The sequence below is a fragment of the Comamonas sp. C24C genome (genome assembly GCF_053345995.1).
In genome coordinates, this window is record NZ_JBKFBC010000011.1 from 73709 (window position 1) to 90187 (window position 16479).

Consider the following 16479-nt stretch of genomic DNA (forward strand, 5'->3'; position numbering starts at 1 on the left):
CCGGAGGCCCACAGCGGATCTTGCCGCTTGCCAAGGAGATGCGTGCGGCGCTGAGCCCGTAGTGAAACCGGCTCAGGTATGGGCAAGCATTTTCATGACTGAGCGCAGACGCTTCGAGCGCCGCTTCGTTGCACGCTCGCTGCCCAGACCATGAACGCAACCACACTCACGCAGGCGCCCAATATGCAGACGCCAATCCAGCCACCCCGCGCATAGACCGCGGTGGAAGCCAGTGCACCGGCGCCGCTGCCCATCGCGTAGAACAGCATGTAGCAAGCGACCAGCCGGCTATGCGCCTGTGTCGAACTTTCAAAAATCATGGCCTGGTTGGTGACATGCAGCGCCTGGCAGCCCAGGTCGAGCAGCAGGATACCGACAGCCAGCCACCACAGCGATACGTCCAGAAAACTCAGCGGTATCCACGCAAGCAGTAGCAAAACCAGGGCTGCCGCGCTGACCCTGTGACTCAAGCCCTGGTCGGCCCATCGGCCGGCTCGGCCGGCAATGAGAGCCCCTGCTGCGCCGATCAGCCCAAATGCGCCAATCGCCGAATGCGGCAGCGACAACGGTGGAGCACTCAGTGGCAGAGCCAGCGCACTCCAGAAGATGCTGAACACGGCGAACATCAGCAGCGCCAGCATGCCTCGAACCTGAAGTACCCGGCTCGTCCGCAGCAGTGCAAGCATTGAGCCGACAAGTTCGAAATACGACAGACGCTGAACAGGCGCTATCTGAGGCGGCAAGCTTCGCCAGATCAGCGCGGCAAACATGCACATGAGCACCGCCGAGCCGGCATACACGCCGCGCCAACTGCTCAGATCCGCAATCACTCCGGACCAGACTCTGGCGAGCAACAGCCCCACGACCACACCCGCCTGAGCGGCTCCCACCACCCGTCCTCGCTCCTGAGGTGCAGCAACGCTTGCCGCGTAGGCAATCATCCCCTGTGTCATCGCAGTGCCAAGCAGTCCCACGACCAGCATGCCCGCCATCAGGCCGATGGCGCTCTTGACCATCGCCAGCCAGACAAGAGCAAGAACAAGGCTTACCAGCTGCCATCGGGCGAGCCGACGGCGATCAAGCTGATCCCCCAGAGGCACGAGGAATAGCAAGGCAAGCACCGAGCCAGCCTGCGTTGCAGTAACCACACCACCAATCGCGCCGAGCGAGACGCCAAAGTCCGCCGCCAATCGGTCGAGCAACGGCTGCGCAAAGTAAACGTTGGCGACGCTTGCACCGCTGGTACAGGAAAAAAGAGCCACGAGCTTTCGTGGCATGGCCGCTGCAACATGGGAAGAATTCTGGGACATTGCCAATCTAGTTTCAATATAAAACCAGATTGAGCATAGTGAAGTTGGTTTTAAAATGCAACCAGAAAAGACGGAAAACTTGATGGAGCTGGTCTGATGGCAGAACGCAAACGCATGGATACCGCAACTTGCCCGGTAGCGCGGGCACTTGATGTCATCGGTGACCGCTGGTCACTGCTGATCGTGCGAGACGCCTTTGACGGCATCAGCCGGTTCAGCGACTTCCAGAAAAATCTGGGTGTGGCACGCAATATCCTGGCCGGCAGACTCAAGGCATTGGTGGAAGCAGGCATCCTGGAGGCACAACCCGCAGCCGACGGCACGGCTTATCAGCAGTACATGCTCACGGCAAAAGGACAGACCCTGTTTCCTATCGTCGTCGGGCTGCGCCAGTGGGGTGAAGACAACCTTTTTCACCACAATGAACATCATTCGAGGCTTGTGGAGACAGCCAGCGGTCAACCCATTGCCCGCATGCAAGTGCAAAGTGCTGACGGACGAAGCCTGACGTTCAACGATGTGGTTGTGATTGGAAAAGCGATATAGCTCGCCGCTCGCTCATGGCAGCATGAGACTCATCTCGGGTTTGAGGCCGCCTCAATAGGATGGGGAGATCAGAGCTTGCAAGTCGGTCTTCCATGTTCGCGCTAGTACCTCCGTGGAACCCGCGAACGTGGCAGCAAGTCCTCGCAGGCTCTGCTGGTCAGCAAGCCTGGCGGCAATTTGCGAGCCTTGAGCCGGCACCTAGGGCGCAGTCGGCAGCGCGTTCATGGAACGCAGAACCTTGCGGGCAATGCTCTGGCGTTTGGCAAGGTCGCCGAGCCTGTTCGGAGTATCCATGTTCAACGCGAAGAAGACGGGGCCGCTGGGCCACTCCACCCAGCCCACCCACCATCCGATTTGGCCGGTCCAGCCCGTTTTTGCACGCAGTATCCAGTCAGGGCCGGCTTCATTGACCATCACATCCTTCACAAGTCGTTGGTGTTCGACCTGGAAAGGCAGTTGATTGCGGTATAGCCGCTGCAGGAAAGCAATCTGCTCGAAGGATGAGATGGCAAGGTCGCCCTCAACCCAGAACGGCTTGTCGCCCGTGGCGACAGCATTGCCATACCCGATCTTTCGCATGTACTCGGTCTCGCGCACATCGCCGAGCTCCTGCGCAAAGCGCTCATACACCCAGACTGTGGAATTTCTCATCGCCGAGCGCAGGTTCTGGTCCATGTTCCATGCGGGCGTCGGACGCTTCATGCCATCCCAGGGGATGACCTGAAATTCGTCACGCAGCAACCCCGCATCAAGCGCGAACAGGCTGTGCGGGATCTTGAAAGTAGAGGCCGGCGAGTAACGGCGATGGGCGCGCGAGGCGTTGTAGACCAGGGTCGTTTCGGCTGGAGCTCGCGCATCGAGCACAACAATGCTGCCTTGAGCATCGGCTTCCGTGAAAAACCGGGACCACTCCTTCATTTCCTGAAATGGCTGACCCGCCACTGCTATTTGAGCAAGCCCTGCAGCCAAGGCCGATAAGACCAAACTTCGTCGATTCATGCGAACAGTTTAAAGGTCAACGGAACCTGCACGAAGGAACCGGAGCGGCGATAGCACCGGCTGCGGCGAGGATGGACGTCTTCTGCCGCTCCTGTGCAGTTGTTGCTTTCGGCCATACGCGACCCTGCATGGCAGCGGCGGACACGCGAAGATGAATGACGATGCCAAACAGCCAGTCGGTATTTAGCATCGTCGAGCGCTACGCGCCCGGCCCTCAGAACCGGTAACGCGCTGTCACCAGTACATTGCGCGGATCGCCGTAGACGCCCGTGCCGTAAGAGCCCAGACCCGGCATATAGGTCTTGTCGAACAGATTGTTCACGTTGATCGACATTGACCAGTGCTTGTCCATCTCATAACGTGCCATCAGCCCGACCACGGCGTATGACGGCTGGGTGGCACGCCAGTAAGGTGCGCTGGGTTGCTGGTAATAGGTCTCGGTTTGCCAGGTGACATTGCCACCCACGGTCCAGCGCGACCAGTCACCGCGCAGGCGGTAGGTGCTGCCCAGCTTGAGCAGATGGCGGGGCTGATTGGTATTCACCGCTGGCGTGACCACATCAGGCTGTGCCGGCGCCTTGGACGTGCGGTAGGTATACCCCCCGAACAGGTTCCAGCCCGGCGCGATGCTGCCGGACAGCTCAGCCTCCAGGCCCCGGCTGGTGATGCCATCGATGGCGGTGTAGATCTCTTCACCGCTGGCCCCGTTCACGCCCTGGTACTGTGCCGCATTCTTCTGCTTGATGTGGAACAGCGCAACGCTGGTGTTGAGCTTGCCATCCAGCAGCTCGCCCTTCACGCCCACCTCCTTGCTCAGCCCCGTCAGCGGCGACAAAGGGTTGCCGCTTGCATCCTTGTAATAGGTCTGCGGGTTGAAGATATTGGTCACGCTGCCGTACACGGACCACTGCGGGCTCAGGTCATAGACCAGGCCTGCATAGGGCGTGACCTTGCGGTTCACCTGCAGGTCGTTGTTCAGGCTGGTCTTGCCCGTGGCCAGCGCCGTGTTGGTGTCCAGCATGTCGTACCAGCTGGCGCGGGCGCCCAGAATCACCGACAGGTCATCCGTGGGCCGCAGGCGGGTTGCCGCCGACAAACCCTTTTCCAGCACCACGATCTCGCGGTCCGAGTTGCGCGTGAACGTGGGCTGAGCGATGTTGCCGTCCCAGGCAAAGTAATTGGGGATGTTCGTCCAGACCGTGTTCGACAACTGGGCTGCCCGGTGCTGGCGCGAATAGCCCGCACCCAGCATCACATCATGGCTACGGCCCAGCAGCTGAAACTTGCCGTTCAATGCAGCGTTGAAGGTGTTGACGTCGGTCTGCGTGGGAATGGTGCCGGCGATCATGCGGATACCCGCCCCCGTCACCCGGTTCACGGTGCCGTTATAGGCCGCACCGTAGACCACGTCACGCGACTGCGTGAGGTGGCTGACCGATGCATCCAGCACCCAGCCGCCACCAAAATCATGCTTCAGACTGCCAAACAGGTTACGACTGTCGTTGTCCCAGTAGGACCAGCGCGCAGCCGGATTGACCGAGCGGCTGAAATCGGTGCGCGTGCCATCGCTGTAGAACAACGGCAAATGGCCGAAGGTCGAGCCATCGGCCTTGGACTGCATGTAGTCGAAGCCCAGGCTCAGCAGCGTGTTGGGCGTGAGGTCAGCCTCGACGATGGCATAGAAGTTGCGGGTGTCCCGGCTGTAGTAGTCCACATTGGACTCGGCATTTTGTCCGGCCACCACGACACGACCGCGCACCGTCCCAGCCGCATTCAGCGGGCCGGAAACATCGGCGGTAGAGCGGTAACGGTTCCATGAACCTGCGCCCACCTCCACCGAGGCTGCGAGCTCCTTGGTAGGCTTTTTGCGCACCAGATTGACCACTGCCGATGGGTTGCCCGCCCCGGTCAACAAACCTGTAGCGCCTTTGACAACCTCCACGCGCTCGTAAATGGCGCTGTCGGCCAGCGAGGTCGTGTACTGGTTGGCCGAGTCCATGGTGTTGGGCACGCCATCGAACTGGAAGTTCTCGATGGTGAAGCCACGTGAATAAAAGGTGTAGCGCTCGCTGTCGTTGCGGCCCACGGTGATACCAGGGGTTTTCTCCAGTACGTCGGGCATGGCCGTCAACGCCATATCGTCCATCAACTGGCGCGTAACGACGCTCACGGATTGTGGCGTTTCACGCAGCGTCATACCCATACGGGTGGCCGTGGCCACAGTTCCTGTGGGCGTGTATGCACCCTCAGCCACAACCGGGCGCTCTGCAGCTGCGGTCACCGTGACCGCAGCCATCTCGGTCTCCCCCGCTGCGGCTCCGACAGCGGTCTGACTTATCTGCGGCACACGGCGCAACGCCCAGCCGCCGTTACTCTGGCGCACGGCTTGCCAGTCAGTGCCCTTGAGCAGCGCTCCAAAAGCCCCCTCTACGGTGTAGCTGCCGCGCAGCCCGCTGCTGCTTCGGCCTGCGGTTTGTTCCGGCGTAAAGATCAGCGCCACACCTGCTTGACCGGCTGCGCTGCGCAAAGCCGTATCCAACGGTCCGGCGGGGATGTCATAGCTGTGCTGTTGCGAAGCTTGGGCGTGAGCGGCGGTCACGGCCAGCGGCGATGTGGCGATGACGCCTGCACACAAAGCCCAATGCACGGAATGAGCCAGTATGGATGGAGCGAAAAGGCGGCGCGCCGGCCGCTTATAAGTTTGAAGGTGCATGACGTTGGACAGTCTTTGAAATCCGATGGCAATGAATGAAAGCTTTCGGAAATAAAGAAGCCTGAGAGTTCGAATCGGGTCAGCTCCCGTGCAAATATTTTTCGGAGGCTTTGAAAGTTATGGCTGCAAGCCGCTTCTGGATTGGATCCGGAGCATGAGAGATCGAGAAACAGGCCGGCCCAGCCAGGCACTCAATCGGCCGGAATCCTAGACGGTAAGACAGGCGAGAAGCACTACCACCGTTACCTCAACGACCGCTGGCTTGGGCCGCCTCCACTCTCACCCACCACTGTGAGCGCCAGCGCACCTGCACTGGCAATGAACTCGGGAGCATGGCCAGAACCGCATCGGTATTGGCGACGCCTCCTTCTGCCCCCAGAGGGAAGACGCCTGAAAAGCGCAGCCCGGCCACTGCAGGGTCCACGCGTAGCCAGCCACTGCGGTAGCGTCCCAGCTCGACCAGGAAATCATCGAGGCGCTCGTTGTCCACCCACAACTGCCCTTGACTCCAGGCCAGCTCGCGCTCACCCGCAGCGCCTGGATCATGCGCGTGCGTGCGCTCAAAAACGACGACCTGCCCTGCATCCAGTCGCAAAGGTGGGCTGCCTGGGGAAGCATCAATGGGGTGTATCTCCACGGCCCCCTCGAACACCGCCACCTGCGTCATGCCGCTGTTCTGCCGCACAGTAAAACGCGTGCCTATGGCACGTACACGTCCTTCGGCGGTTTCAACCACAAAAGGCAACTCGCCCAGTTCGCCCTGCGGATGGCCGGTGGTGAACAGGGCTTCGCCCTGCAGCAAACGCACGCGGCGCTCAGGGCGTGCAAAGTTCAGTGCCACCGCACTGCGCGTACCCAGCAGCAGCTCGGTGCCGTCGGGCAATGTGTGACGCTGGCGTTCGCCGGTACCGCTGCGATAGTCCGCCGCCAGTTGCCTCCATTGCGGTGTGCGCGTGACCACCCAGCCCGTACCTGCCGCCGTTCCCACGCCGACGAACAAGCCCAGCAAACGGCGGCGTGACGCGGATGTGGGCGCAGTGTGCAAGGTTCGATAGCCCACACCGTCCGCATTCAAACCCTGCAATGCACCGGTAATGGACTGCAAATGTTGCCAGGCACGGGCATGGTCTGGGTGGGCGTCATGCCACTGACGCCAGCTCTGTTTCTCTGCTGTCGTAATGGCACCGCCGTGAAGACGCGTAAACCAGTCTGCGGCAGCTTCGGCAACGGCAGCATCCAAGGGGGCACCACCGGCACGCAGTTGTGCACCAGTGCCCGGTGCAGGGGCCGCCAGGCGGAAGGTAGAGCGATTGGTCATGACGAAACAGGAGCGGATCAGGAAAGCGCCAGGAGAAAGCATTGACGATGCGCCTGCATCAGATAGCGTTTCACCGAAGTCATCGAGACACCAAGCCGCTCTGCAATGGCGGCGTAAGTAAGGCCTTCCAGATGTGCCAACAAGAATGCTTCCCGTGCCTTTGGAGCCAGAGCATCCAATACTTGATCGACTGCCTGCAACGACTCAAGAGCAATCAAGCGCTCCTCTGGTGGCGGCACCAGATCTTCTGCCAGTAGCGCCACAGCATCCAGATAGGCTTGCTCCAGCACACGACGGCGGTAGTGACGAATGACCAGGTTCTTGGCCACTGTGACCAGGAAAGGCCGTGGCTGCTCGATGCGCGTCGCCATCCCGGAGACGATGACGTTGACAAATGTGTCGTGAGCAATGTCTGATGCCTCGAAGGCATTGCCCAGCTTGCGCCGCAGCCAATGCTGTAGCCAGCCATGATGTTCAACGTACAGCGCGTGAACGGGATCAGCAGGAGCAGAGGAAGATGCGGTCACAGACGGTAGACCGCGATGACGCGGTATTATTTGATAGTGAGAACTATTCTCATTCTAGCGTCTAATCAAATTGCTCTTTGCGAGCCCGCTTGGTCAATGGCCCTGCCCCTTTGCTTGTTTCACAACGAGGCCTTGCATCAACGTCATGGCTCGGTCACCACCAAAGCTTTGTCAGCTGCTAGATCATTTCGAGTTATCAGCGAATGCCTGCGGCTGCTCGCATGCCGCGCACTCAATGATCACGAGCAGCTGCTGCAAGAGCAACGCATGGCCAATCTGCTAGCATCCTTGAATGGCCTACTGCGTTACCCAACGAATTATTGGCATCTTCAGATTGAAGGTGGGATAGCTCGCGACCGTATAGCCATGCAACCCACCCTGGAGGTGGGTTTTCTGTCTCCAGGGCACTGTTAAAGGAGATGGAGAGAATGAACCTCACACCTGCCGAAAACTTGTCTGCCAGGCAGTCCGGGACGGGCTCGCTGCACCTCGTCTGCGGAAAGATTGCTGCTGGGAAATCCACACTTGCCAAACAGCTTGCATCCCATCCGCAGACGGTGATCCTCAGTGAGGATGTCTGGCTGGCACGGCTTTATCCCGATGAACTTCGCTCCATCTCAGACTACATAAGGCTCTCGGGCCGGCTGAGAGCAGCAATGGAGTCGCACATCGTGGCTCTTCTGAAGTCAGGAACCTCGGTGGTGCTGGACTTCCCTTCCAACACCCTCAATGCAAGGGCATGGGGCCGCAGCATTTTTGAAAAAGCGGGAGCGTCTCATTACTTGCACTTTCTCGATGTGCCGGACGAAGAATGCAAACAGCGTTTGCGTCTCAGGAACTTATCGGGCGATCACCCATTCCAGACAACGGACGAGCAGTTCGAGCAGATCACAAAACACTTTGTTGAGCCATCGTCACGAGAAGGCTTCAATCTGGTAATTCATCACTGACACCTCTTCTTGAGTGCGCTACCCAAGGCCGAGAGCCACCTTGAATCAATGGTGGCATGGCTTTCGGCCGGGAGCAGACACCCATATCGTCAAAACGAATGTCTGCTCCAGAACGACGTCACGCTTCGGCCAGATCCTCTGCTTCATCGCGTATTGGGAACCAGCCGGGCGTCGCCGAGATCGCAGCCCACAGCTTGTCCGGCACCTGAAGGTCGCCAGCCTCTCCTAACATATCCAATGCCGTGTCAATCTCCTGATCACGTCCGGCATGTGCCAACTCCACCCACTGTGCGTTCATCACCAGTCCCTTGCCCACGGCCACCAAAGGCAGCCCAAGAGCCAATGCGCGACGCGCCTGGTCAGGCGTGCGGATTTGGCCCGCGGCTAGCAGCGGCACTCGCCCTGCCACGCGCTCAATGAACTGCTCGGCGGTCGTCTTGTCGCTCTCGTCCTCCAAGCCACTGTTCTGCGGCTTGCCCGTCAGCAGGTCGTAGAGCGAAGCGTGCAGATAGTCGGTCAGGCCTTCCTCGACCAGCTTGTCCACCAGTGCCAGTGCATCGCCTATGCGCAGCGCGCACTCGCTAGGCTCTTCGGGAGAGATGCGGTAGCCCAGCAGGAATGGACGCTTGGCATGGGCGGCTATCACGCGGCGTACCTCGCGAACCACTTCGAGTGGGAAGCGCATGCGGCTCTCCAATGAGCCCCCCCATAAGTCCGTGCGTTGATTGAACAGAGGCGAGAGGAAGTTCTGGATCAGAAAACCGTGGGCGCCATGCAGCTCCACGCCGTCAAAGCCGGCGTCGATGGCGCGGCGCGTGGCTTCACCGAAATCGCGGATCACGGTCAGGATTTCTTCATGGCTCAGGGCCCGGCTGGCGAGCTTGCCATCATTGAACGGTCCCTTGGGCGCAGCCAGGCTACTCGCGCTGACCAGTTCACCCTTCGGGATCAGACTGGGCACGGCCTTGTTGCCGGCGTGGAAGATTTGCAGCACAGCGGGCGCGCCACCGCTTTTTGCGGCCTGGGCCAGTTTGCGCAGACTGGGGATGAAGCGGTCGTCATAGGCCGCAAATTCATCGGTGAAGCCGAGGCCGCTGGGTTGCACATGAGTGCAACCCGTGAGCACCAGGCCCACGCCCTGTGCGCGGGCACGGTAATAGGCCAGCTCCTGCTCGGATATGGTCCCGTCCGGATTGGCCGACCAGGTGGTCATGGGGGCCATCACCACGCGATTGCGCAGCGTGAGGCCATTGGCAAAGGCAAAGGGCTGGAACAGGGTATCAGTCATCAGTACGTCGAATCGGGATGTCAAAGAGTCGGCTCTGCCATGGGCGGTGCCAGGCTGCGGCCATGGGGTGGCTCAAACGAAGGCGGGCTTGTCACCTTCGGTGTTGGGCTTGCTCACGCCCACATTCGCTCGCACCAGCCGTTCGGGATGCAGCACCAGATCGGCGACCAGTGCGGCCACGCTCTTGCGTGAGACCTCTGTGCCCTTGAAGGGCTCGTTTCTGGCGGTGGTCTCGTAGTCCACCTCGTCCTCGTCCTGCAGCCAGGCGGCGCGCAGGATGGTGTAGTCGGTGTCGGAGGCTTCGATCAGGTCGGCCGACTTGCGATACGGCGGCAGGTACTGGCCGATCTCGCGGCGGTTCCACTCGCCGAACTTGCCCGGCACTTCGTCATAAATGCCCAGCGAGTTCACGAAGATCAGTCGCTTGACGCCCTTGGACTGCATGGCGGCCAGGATGCGCTCGGTTTGCGCATCCACCTCGCCGGCCAGATTGGCATAGACCAGGTCATGACCTTCCATGATCTGAGCCAGGAGTTTCCTGTCCATCACATCGCCGATGATGACCTTGGCGTTGGCCGGCTCGTGGCCGCTCAGCTTCCTGGGGTCGCGCACCAGCAGGGTCTGTTCGACCTCCTTGTGTTCGCCCAGCATCTGGACGGCCCAGCGGGCAATCTGGCCACTGGCGCCCAGGATCAGTACTTTGGTCATGGTGTCGCCTCGGCTCAGAGATTGGCCTGGAAGAAGGGCACCAGCCTGGCCATGACAATCGCCACAGGCTCGGGCTTGTCATACAGATCGTAGTGCGACCAGCCCTCGGCGACGAGCAGCTCTTTGTTCGTTGAGGCGGCACGGCTGTAGATTTCTAGACCATCGCGGTAGGCACCGAAGCCGCCCGGCTTGTCGCCGATCACCACGATCAGCGGCTGGGTTAGCAGCACCTCGGCGTGCAGGAAGGCGTCCCAGCCCATCGCTGCGCCGCTGAAGGACATGAGCTGGCTGGTGGCGCCGTTCGGCTGTTGGCCGCGCGCGGTCTTGTAGTAATCGGTGGCTTCCAGCACGTCGATGTCGGTGATGCCCGCCTGCTGGGCTGCCTGGACGGATTCGGGCAGCAGATTGGTCACGTCGCGGATGGCGCCTTGAGATTGCGCGGTGCGCATATTGGCGATGTTCTGGGCCAGCTCGCGCGGCTTGAACTGGGCAAAGCCTTCGCGGATCAGGCGGCCGTAGTTCACGCCGGTAATGGACACCAGCGCCTTGATGCGGTGGTCAGTGATGGCCGCGTGCACGGTGTAGGCGCCGCCGCCGCACACGCCAATGGCGCCGATGCGCTGCGCGTCCACATAGGGAAGCGACTGCAGGTAATCCACGGCAAAGCGGATGTCGGAGACGCGAATGGCCGGGTCTTCGATGAAACGCGGCGTGCCGCCGCTGGCGCCCTGAAAGCTCGCGTCATGCACTAGCACCACAAAGCCTGCTTCGGCCAGGCCCTTGGCGTAGATGTTGCCGGCGGTCTGCTCCTTGCAACTGCCGATGGGGTGGGTGCTGACGATGGCGGGGTATTGCTGGCTGTCGTCAAAGCCGGGCGGCAGGTAGATGTCGGCAGCGGTGTCCCAGCCCAGGTTGCGGTAGCTGACGGTGTGAATGGTGATTTTGTTCATGATGAAAATTTCAGTGCTTTCTGTCACCAGCGCTTGCGTGGAATGCACTGGCAGCTATGAAAGGGATAGTGAACGGAGTACGCTCACAGCTTGGTTTGGAAGAACGGTGCCAGTTGGGATACCGCCTCGTCCACATACTTGGGCACGTCGTACAGATCCATATGGTCGGCGCCGTTGACGACGTGAAGCTGCTTGTCCTGGCTGGCGGCGCGGGCGATCAGGTCGTCGCTCATCCACTTGCTGCCTGCGTTGCTGCCGGCCACGGCCAGGATGGGTTGACTCAGGAAAGCCTCTGCCTTGTGGTATGCGTCGTAGGTGATGATCTGCGTGAGGTTGCGCAGTAGTGCATAACCGGGAGCGTTGGGGTGCTCGCAGCGAGCGGTGTGGTAATACTCCCAGGCACCGCGCAGCTCGGCGTTGGGCGCGTCCTCTTCCTTCATCGGCGCCAGCGGCATGGTGGCCAGGGCGTGGTTGCTGGCGTCAGCCGTGCGGGCTGCGGAACCGGCCTCCAGATAGGGCATGGCATCGGTGTCCTTGACAGAACCATCCCAGCCATTGCGGAACATCTGGCCGATGTTCACGGCACTCACCATGCCCAGCGCCTTGATGCGGCGGTCGTTGATAGCGGCATTGGCGCTGTAGCCTGCGCCGGCGCAAATGCCCATGGCACCGATCTTGTTCTGGTCGACATAGGGCAGCGTGGTCAGGTAGTCGATGACAGCGCTCACGTCTTCGGTGCTGACGTAGGGATTCTCCAACTGGCGCGGCTCGCCTGTGCTCTCGCCCTGATAGGAGCGGTCGAAGGCGATGGTGATCAGGCCATGCTCGGCCAGCTTCCCGGCATACAGGCCGGCAGTCTGCTCTTTCACGCCACCGCCCGGATGGGAGACGACGACGGCCGGGTACTTCCTGGACTCATCGAAGCCGGCGGGAAAGTGAATGATGGCGGCCATCGTGACGGCTTGGCCATTGAGGTTCTTGAAAGTGACTTTGGACATGAAGTTCTCCAGGGGTGGATGCAAACGTGCTGAAAGCTGAATCACTGGACTCCATGGTAGGAATGGGATTGGGTTTGATAAATAGGCTCTCAAAGACATGAGTGTTTAGATAAACTAACCAATATGCCCATTGAGCCCTCTCTCGTCTCTTCCCTTACCTGGTTCGCCCACATCGCCCGCCACCGTAGCTTCACCAAGGCTGCGGCGGAGATGGAAGTGACACGTGCGGCGCTGTCCCAGCACTTGAAGGGGCTGGAGCAACATCTGAATGTGCGACTGCTCAACCGCACGACGCGGGACATGTCGTTGACCGACGAGGGGCAGCGGCTGCTGGATGTCCTGCAACCAGCGCTGACGGCCATCCAGCGGGCGGTCGCAGAAATCGGAGAAGCCCATGCAGAGCCCACGGGCCTGATCCGCATGAACTCTTCGCGTGTCGCCGCGCGTCTGTTGATCGAGCCGCACATGGGGGAGTTTCTGGCGCGTTACCCCAAGCTGCGGCTGGAGCTGGTGATGGACGATGGGTTTTCCAACATCGTGGCCGAGGGGCTGGATGCCGGCATCCGCCTGGGCGAGAGCCTGGATGAGCACATGGTGGCAGTGCCGATCACGCCTCCTTTGGAGATGGCCATCGTCGGCTCGCCGGAGTATTTCGAGCGCTACGGTGTGCCCGAAACGCCAGCCGACCTGATGAAGCACAACTGCCTCGCCTACCGCTTCACTTCCAGCGGAACGATAGATCGCTGGTCGTTCACCTCTCCCGATGAAGAAAAGCGCACCGTAGTGTTCGAGCCTCAAGGCAATGCCGTCTTCAACGACGACGACAGCATGCTGCGTGGCGCGTTGCAGGGCGTGGGGCTGGTGCAGCACATCGACCTCTGCGTACGTCAGCATCTGGCCGACGGCTCGCTGGTCAGGGTCCTTGCCGCCTGGTGCCCGCCGTTTCCAGGCTTCTATCTATATGTGCCATCACGATCGCAGATGCCGGCCAAGACAAGAGCGTTGATGGATTTCCTGGTCGAGCAGCGAGAACTTCTTGTGCGGCAGGCTCGCGAAGCTATCCAGTCAGCACCGTGCAAGGCATAGAGAAGTTCATCCAGTGCGGTCGTTCAAGCGCTGTCGGCCCATGTCTGCTCTGGGTCGAAAGCTGCCGATGAGCGGATGAAGCATTCCGATCCTCCGCTGTCATTGGGTTGTCACGGCACAGGCGGAGACTGCGGGTTTTCACCAATCCACATGCCATGTGGATGGGCTGCAAAGCCTTGCCTCCTTGTATTCGCTGTCATGAAAACTGCATCCCCCGGCTTCGCCCCCAAACGCGTTGCCTATGCCGCTGCCACACTCTTCCTCAGCACTGCCGTGCTGGTGGCATGCGGAGGCTCCGACGATTCTGATCCCCTCCCCACCACACCCCAGCCACCGGTCGTACAAGGCCGCTGGACCACGGGTGACCTGCATGTGCACACCATGCAGTCCGACGATGCGCAGCAAGTAAACACCTTGGACAAAGTGCTGGCCTCCGCTTTTGACCGCTTTGGTCTGGACTGGGCTACGCTGTCCGATCATCTGCGCCTGACCAGTTGGGACAATGACGGCAACCGTCTGAATCCGCAGATTCCGATGTCGGAAGCCATGGCCAAATTCCAGGTGCCGCGCATCAAAGAGCTCCAGGCCCAGGGCAAATACGCCGACAAGGTGATCTTCTCGTCCTTTGAATGGGATATGCCTTCGCACGACCACGGCAACGTCGGCATCTTGACCGACAACCCGATGTCGGCCGGTGCGCTCAAGGCCGCCAGCCAGTTCGAGTATCTGTTCACCAACCGCGACGCAGCACTGTTCAAGCCCGAAGATGTGGCGGTCTGGGGCCCCAAGGCAGGCACCGGCTACAACACCCATGCCGAAGCCATGACCGCGATTGCCTGGCTCAAGCAGAACTACCCCAGCACAAGCTATCTGCAGATCAACCACCCATCTCGCAACCCTGGCAAATACACGATTGCCCAACTGCGTGAGATGAATGATCTGGCCCCCAATATTGTCTTCACCCTCGAAGGCATGGTGGGCAACCAGATGGAGCCGGACCGCGGAGGCTACACCAGCGACTACATCGAAGCCAATCTGCCTTCGCGCACCTATGGCGGCGTGGACTATATGGTGGCCAAGCTCGGAGGGACCTGGGATGCGCTGCTGTCCGAAGGACGCCGTATCTGGAACGTGGCCGACTCCGACTACCACTTCACCATGTCGCAAGGCAAATACAGCAGTGGCTACGCGCCGGGCGAATATGCCAAGAACTACCTGTGGGGCGATATCAAGGACCCACAATCGCTGCTGGCCACGCTGCGCACCGGCAAGCTGTTTGCCGTGTATGGCGATCTGATCAATGCGCTGGACTTCAAGGTGAAGAGCGCCAAGGCCACGGGCGAGATGGGCTCTGAAGTGTCGGCACAAAGCGGCGAAGACCTGAGCATCACCATCCGCTTCAAGAGCCCTGATCGCAACAATTTCGAATACCAGCTGGGCAGCGGGCTGTATGCCAACGTCAAACCCGTGGTGGACCATATCGACCTGATCGCGGGCAATGTCACCGGCCGCAAGACCCCGGGCACCCCTGGCTACGATGAAGCCACCAACCCATCGACCCGCGTGCTCAAGCGCTTTACCCGTGCGGACTGGAAGCTTGACTCCGAGGGCTACTACACCGTGACCACCACGGTGAAAGCCACCGGCGACCAGTACTTCCGTTTGCGCGGCACCAACCTGGGCACCGATGTGGCCGGAGAGACAGCGAACGGCGAACCGTTGCCCGATCTGAAGACCGATGACGGTACCGACCATGTGGCGCGCTTCAACAAGATCAATGCACGCAACTATGGCGACCTGTGGTTCTATTCGAATCCGGTGTTTGTGAAGACGGCAGCCAAGTAATTTCTGCACTCTCCCCTGAACTGCCCGGCTCACCGCCGGGCATTTTTGTTCCACGAACTTGTGCCGCTGCCGAGTGTTGCACCACACCCGTCCGGGGAATCGCAGCAACTCCGGGAGACCGCCTTTTGCATGTCTTGACTTGGTGCGATAGACCCTTAGCAGCCATGCACGAAATTCATGCCGATGGCAGCTTCGCAGCAGACACCGTCCTTCACCTCAGCTATCGCGATGACTGGCCTGCGCTTCTTGGCAGAGTCGATAGAGGTGCGCCTCCACCGCTTAACAACTCACCGCCCCTCTGGCTGAGGGACAGTAAAGCTGAGCGTCGCCGTATAGCGCACATCGTGATATTTCCTACCGCCCACAGTCACCGCTGCATCATTTACACGAGCCGATACCTCAAGCACATACAGGCCAGGGAAGGACGGCGTAAAGCTCACCGTACCGTCCTTTGACGGAGCCAGTGAACGCCGCCACCCCTCCTCCGTTTCGATGTTCACCTGACTGGCAGCGACGGGCCGTCCCTTGAACATCAATCGAAAGGTGTTTCCATCAGCTTGGGTCGGAACCAGCTCCAGGTCGTTCAGGGCCTGGATGCCCTGGCGACCGTAGCGGGCTTGATAGTGGGTAAGAACGCCATCATCGAACCCGGTAGCAGTGAAGCGCAGATCGCTGACAGGTTGGGGAACAACGATATGGTTGATCGCAGCCTGCACTGGCAGTGCCTTGCCATCCGCTTGCATTGCCCTGGGCTCCAGCAAGGCAGGCAACTTTTCCAAAGGGCGGTGCAGCTCTCCCACGTAGGCACGGACCTCCGCCCCTTCGGGCTGCACCCAGAGATACTCCGCTTGCGCCTTTGCCGAACACCATAGGACGCTGCTGCTCAACAGGCACAGAGCCGTTCGATGAAATACATCAGGTAAATGCACTAGGTAATCCTTGTCCTCAAACTTGCATCCAATGCGCTCGGCCTATTGGCGCCGCTTGGATTTCTTCCAGCCCGACACCGGCCTGCAACCCAGACCCGGTGTCGAGCAGCACATAACAAAGGCTGGGCAGGCTACGACGATCAGGCCCTGCCTCCACTATCTGCTACCTGCTCGCATCAGATAGTGGCGATCAGCATCCGTGGCCGTTCGCACTGCATTCAGCGCGTGACGCCTTGCGGGGAACCGCTAGGCGTTCCGTTGACGCGGATGAAGAACCGCACCGAACCGACCCGAAGTCCGGTCCAGATATGC

General features: G+C 60.4%; 14 protein-coding genes. 4 read left to right on the plus strand and 10 right to left on the minus strand.

Going from position 1 to position 16479, the window contains the following annotated elements; translation table 11 throughout:
- Positions 1 to 92: 92 nt before the first annotated feature.
- Positions 93 to 1310, minus strand: coding sequence for an MFS transporter (locus tag ACLBXN_RS19120; RefSeq protein ID WP_447613187.1), 1218 nt, complete (start codon positions 1308 to 1310; stop codon positions 93 to 95).
- Positions 1311 to 1406: 96 nt separating this feature from the next.
- Here ACLBXN_RS19120 and ACLBXN_RS19125 point away from each other — a divergent pair, with 96 nt between their 5' ends.
- The gene (locus tag ACLBXN_RS19125) at positions 1407 to 1856 is read left to right on the plus strand and encodes a winged helix-turn-helix transcriptional regulator (protein ID WP_211458903.1); all 450 of its coding nucleotides are present in this window, start codon (positions 1407 to 1409) and stop codon (positions 1854 to 1856) included.
- Positions 1857 to 2054: 198 nt separating this feature from the next.
- Here ACLBXN_RS19125 and blaOXA read toward each other — a convergent pair whose 3' ends face one another.
- From blaOXA to ACLBXN_RS19145, 4 genes are all read right to left on the minus strand, one after another.
- Positions 2055 to 2855, minus strand: a complete 801-nt coding sequence (gene blaOXA / locus ACLBXN_RS19130) for a class D beta-lactamase (protein WP_447613188.1) — start codon at positions 2853 to 2855, stop codon at positions 2055 to 2057.
- Positions 2856 to 3069: 214 nt separating this feature from the next.
- Entirely contained in the window at positions 3070 to 5502 is a 2433-nt protein-coding gene (locus ACLBXN_RS19135) for a TonB-dependent siderophore receptor (RefSeq protein ID WP_447613189.1), read from the minus strand.
- A 313-nt stretch (positions 5503 to 5815) separates the two neighbouring features.
- Positions 5816 to 6886, minus strand: a complete 1071-nt coding sequence (locus ACLBXN_RS19140) for a FecR domain-containing protein (RefSeq protein WP_447613190.1) — start codon at positions 6884 to 6886, stop codon at positions 5816 to 5818.
- A gap of 17 nt (positions 6887 to 6903) precedes the next feature.
- Positions 6904 to 7413: a sigma-70 family RNA polymerase sigma factor gene (locus ACLBXN_RS19145; RefSeq protein WP_447613191.1), complete on the minus strand. Its 510-nt coding sequence runs from the start codon at positions 7411 to 7413 to the stop codon at positions 6904 to 6906.
- Between the two features lie 428 nt (positions 7414 to 7841).
- On the opposite strand from ACLBXN_RS19145, the gene ACLBXN_RS19150 reads away from it, so the two are divergent.
- Positions 7842 to 8363, plus strand: coding sequence for an AAA family ATPase (locus tag ACLBXN_RS19150; RefSeq protein WP_447613192.1), 522 nt, complete (start codon positions 7842 to 7844; stop codon positions 8361 to 8363).
- Between the two features lie 118 nt (positions 8364 to 8481).
- Here ACLBXN_RS19150 and ACLBXN_RS19155 read toward each other — a convergent pair whose 3' ends face one another.
- The 4 genes from ACLBXN_RS19155 to ACLBXN_RS19170 all read right to left on the minus strand — a co-directional run bounded on the left by ACLBXN_RS19155 (position 8482) and on the right by ACLBXN_RS19170 (position 12307).
- Positions 8482 to 9651 carry an NADH-dependent flavin oxidoreductase gene (locus tag ACLBXN_RS19155; RefSeq protein ID WP_447613193.1) on the minus strand — a complete coding sequence of 390 codons (1170 nt, stop codon included), beginning with the start codon at positions 9649 to 9651 and terminating at the stop codon, positions 8482 to 8484.
- A 72-nt stretch (positions 9652 to 9723) separates the two neighbouring features.
- Positions 9724 to 10359 carry an SDR family oxidoreductase gene (locus ACLBXN_RS19160; protein WP_447613194.1) on the minus strand — a complete coding sequence of 212 codons (636 nt, stop codon included), beginning with the start codon at positions 10357 to 10359 and terminating at the stop codon, positions 9724 to 9726.
- A gap of 14 nt (positions 10360 to 10373) precedes the next feature.
- Positions 10374 to 11309: an alpha/beta hydrolase gene (locus tag ACLBXN_RS19165; protein WP_447613195.1), complete on the minus strand. Its 936-nt coding sequence runs from the start codon at positions 11307 to 11309 to the stop codon at positions 10374 to 10376.
- A gap of 83 nt (positions 11310 to 11392) precedes the next feature.
- Positions 11393 to 12307, minus strand: coding sequence for an alpha/beta hydrolase (locus tag ACLBXN_RS19170; protein ID WP_447613196.1), 915 nt, complete (start codon positions 12305 to 12307; stop codon positions 11393 to 11395).
- Between the two features lie 123 nt (positions 12308 to 12430).
- On the opposite strand from ACLBXN_RS19170, the gene ACLBXN_RS19175 reads away from it, so the two are divergent.
- The gene (locus tag ACLBXN_RS19175; RefSeq protein WP_447613197.1) at positions 12431 to 13393 is read left to right on the plus strand and encodes a LysR family transcriptional regulator; all 963 of its coding nucleotides are present in this window, start codon (positions 12431 to 12433) and stop codon (positions 13391 to 13393) included.
- Positions 13394 to 13591: 198 nt separating this feature from the next.
- The gene (locus ACLBXN_RS19180) at positions 13592 to 15238 is read left to right on the plus strand and encodes an S-layer protein (RefSeq protein ID WP_447613198.1); all 1647 of its coding nucleotides are present in this window, start codon (positions 13592 to 13594) and stop codon (positions 15236 to 15238) included.
- A gap of 287 nt (positions 15239 to 15525) precedes the next feature.
- Here the strand turns inward: ACLBXN_RS19180 and ACLBXN_RS19185 are convergent, their stop codons facing one another.
- The gene (locus ACLBXN_RS19185) at positions 15526 to 16167 is read right to left on the minus strand and encodes a hypothetical protein (RefSeq protein WP_447613199.1); all 642 of its coding nucleotides are present in this window, start codon (positions 16165 to 16167) and stop codon (positions 15526 to 15528) included.
- Between the last annotated feature and the right edge of the window lie 312 nt (positions 16168 to 16479).

Bases quoted from the DNA above. Each gene is read 5' to 3' on its own strand.
- ACLBXN_RS19120 (WP_447613187.1), bottom strand. From the start codon at position 1,310: ATGTCCCAGAATTCTTCCCATGTTGCAGCGGCCATGCCACGAAAGCTC.
- ACLBXN_RS19125 (WP_211458903.1), top strand. From the start codon at position 1,407: ATGGCAGAACGCAAACGCATGGATACCGCAACTTGCCCGGTAGCGCGG.
- blaOXA (WP_447613188.1), bottom strand. From the start codon at position 2,855: ATGAATCGACGAAGTTTGGTCTTATCGGCCTTGGCTGCAGGGCTTGCT.
- ACLBXN_RS19140 (WP_447613190.1), bottom strand. From the start codon at position 6,886: ATGACCAATCGCTCTACCTTCCGCCTGGCGGCCCCTGCACCGGGCACT.
- ACLBXN_RS19150 (WP_447613192.1), top strand. From the start codon at position 7,842: ATGAACCTCACACCTGCCGAAAACTTGTCTGCCAGGCAGTCCGGGACG.
- ACLBXN_RS19155 (WP_447613193.1), bottom strand. From the start codon at position 9,651: ATGACTGATACCCTGTTCCAGCCCTTTGCCTTTGCCAATGGCCTCACG.
- ACLBXN_RS19160 (WP_447613194.1), bottom strand. From the start codon at position 10,359: ATGACCAAAGTACTGATCCTGGGCGCCAGTGGCCAGATTGCCCGCTGG.
- ACLBXN_RS19165 (WP_447613195.1), bottom strand. From the start codon at position 11,309: ATGAACAAAATCACCATTCACACCGTCAGCTACCGCAACCTGGGCTGG.
- ACLBXN_RS19170 (WP_447613196.1), bottom strand. From the start codon at position 12,307: ATGTCCAAAGTCACTTTCAAGAACCTCAATGGCCAAGCCGTCACGATG.
- ACLBXN_RS19175 (WP_447613197.1), top strand. From the start codon at position 12,431: ATGCCCATTGAGCCCTCTCTCGTCTCTTCCCTTACCTGGTTCGCCCAC.
- ACLBXN_RS19180 (WP_447613198.1), top strand. From the start codon at position 13,592: ATGAAAACTGCATCCCCCGGCTTCGCCCCCAAACGCGTTGCCTATGCC.